Raw genomic sequence first — 2,037 nt, forward strand, 5'->3', positions numbered from 1 at the left:
GGGACTGGCAGCGCTGTGCGCCGCCGGTGGCCGGGTGACCGGCGATCCGGCCGCGCTGGACCGGGCCGACCTGGTGCTGGACGGGATCGTCGGCATCGGCGCGAGCGGCGGCTTGCGGCCGGAGGCCGCTGCGCTCGTGAACCGGGCGGCCGCCGGCCCCGGCCTGCTGGTCGCTGTCGATGTGCCCAGTGGAGTGGACGCCGACACGGCGGAGGTGCCAGGGGCGGCCGTCACCGCCGACGCCACTGTCACCTTCGGCACCTGGAAGCCCGCGTTGCTGGCCGACCCGGCGGCCGGGCGGGCCGGGGCGCCCACGTTGGTGGACATCGGGCTCGAGCCGTATCTTCCGGACCCCGCCGTGCTCGCCCTGCAGCACGCCGACGTGGCCGCGCTGCTGCCGGTGCCGGCCCGCACCTCGGACAAGTACCGCCGCGGGGTGGTCGGGATCTGCGCCGGCTCGGCCACGTACCCCGGTGCCGCGGTGCTCGCGGTGGCCGGAGCGTTGCACGGCGGCGCGGGGATGGTCCGCTTCGCCGGTCCGGAGCCGGCCGCCGCGGCCGTGCGGGCGCGCTGGCCGGAGTCGGTGGTGACCACCGGCGCACCGTCGGAGGCCGGCCGCGTACAGGCCTGGGTGGTGGGGCCCGGTATCGGTACCGACGCCGAGGCCCGGTCCCGACTGGAGGACGTGCTCCGCAGCGACGTGCCGGTCCTGGTGGATGCGGACGGGCTGACCCTGCTGGCGGGCACCGGACCGCTTCGGCGGGCGGCGCCGACCCTGCTCAGCCCGCACGCGGGGGAACTCGGACGTCTGCTCAAGATCGAACCGGCCGAGGCGGAGGCGGGACGGCTGGGCCGGGCGCGCGCGGCGGCCCAGACCTACGGCGCGACGGTGCTGCTCAAGGGCTCGACCACGGTGATTGCGCCGGCGCCCGGACCGGGGGACGGGCCGGCTTACGTGAACCCGACCGGATCAGGCTGGTTGGCGACGGCGGGCAGCGGCGACGTGCTGGCCGGGCTGGCGGGAGCCCTGCTGGCGGCCGGTCTGGAGGTCACGGCGGCGGGGGCGGTGGCGGCCTACCTGCACGGGGCGGCGGCGCGCACGATGGGGGAGCACGGTCACGGCGGTGGCGCTCCGGTCACGTCGATGGACGTGGCGGCCGCACTACCTGCCGTCTGGCGCGAGATGACTGCGAGCTGACTTACCGGCCAACGACGTCCCTCTGGTGAGGGGCCCGGGCGGCGAGGATCAGTACGGCAGCTTCCGGCCGGACGGGGTTCGCAGATCGAGAGCGTTGGCATCCTGCTTGGCCAGGGTGCTTTTGCTCGTGATCGTCTTGCGCTCGATACGAATCTGGCTCTGAGCCATTTCCGATCCCCTCCCCAGGGGGCGAACGGTGGACCGTCCGCGTGTGCACCATGAGACGGCATGACGTGCGTCACGGTTGCGCGGCGTTCGGATGATTTAGAGATCCTTCAAACGGAGGAGGGCCTCCTGTGACAGAAACGTGATGTGTCCTCGCATCTCTGGGGGCCTCGTCCGGATCTGTCCGAATTCGTTCACCTGGGCTTCGAGCGTGGGGGCCCGCCTCCGTCGATCCCGGCGTGTCGCCGGTGCGAGGATGACGGCGAGATGGCTGACGAGATGGCTGACGAGATTGGGGAGACCCCCGCTCCCACCCCGAGCCCGTGGCGCGCCCAGGCCCGTGTCGACCTTGACGCGGTGCGGGCGAACGTCGGCGCGCTGCGCGGGTACGCGGGGTCGGCCGAGGTCATGGTCGTGGTGAAGGCGGACGGCTACGGGCACGGCATGGTCCCGGTCGCGCGGGCCGCGATCGCCGGCGGCGCGAGTTGGCTCGGCGCCGCCGTGCTGGAGGAGGCACTGGGGCTTCGGGCGGCCGGCATCGGCCCGGACGAGGCCCGGGTGCTGTGCTGGCTGATCACCCCGGGCTCCGACCTGGTCCCCGCGATCACCGCCGACGTCGACCTGTCGGCCAACGCCGTCTGGGCCGTGGAGCAGATCGCCGCGGCCGCCGCGGC

The 2,037-nt window shown here is 74.2% G+C and carries 2 protein-coding genes; both read left to right on the plus strand.

Annotated features, from left to right (window positions below):
- A partial coding sequence (locus H0X00_RS23545; protein ID WP_293775277.1) for an NAD(P)H-hydrate dehydratase occupies positions 1-1,198 on the plus strand: 1,198 nt, incomplete at its 5' end.
- Between the two features lie 432 nt (positions 1,199-1,630).
- Positions 1,631-2,037 (plus strand): alanine racemase (locus H0X00_RS23550; protein WP_293775278.1); only part of this gene is annotated, 407 nt, incomplete at its 3' end.

Origin of the sequence: Sporichthya sp., from assembly GCF_013815995.1 — a bacterium.
Lineage (GTDB): Bacteria > Actinomycetota > Actinomycetes > Sporichthyales > Sporichthyaceae > Sporichthya.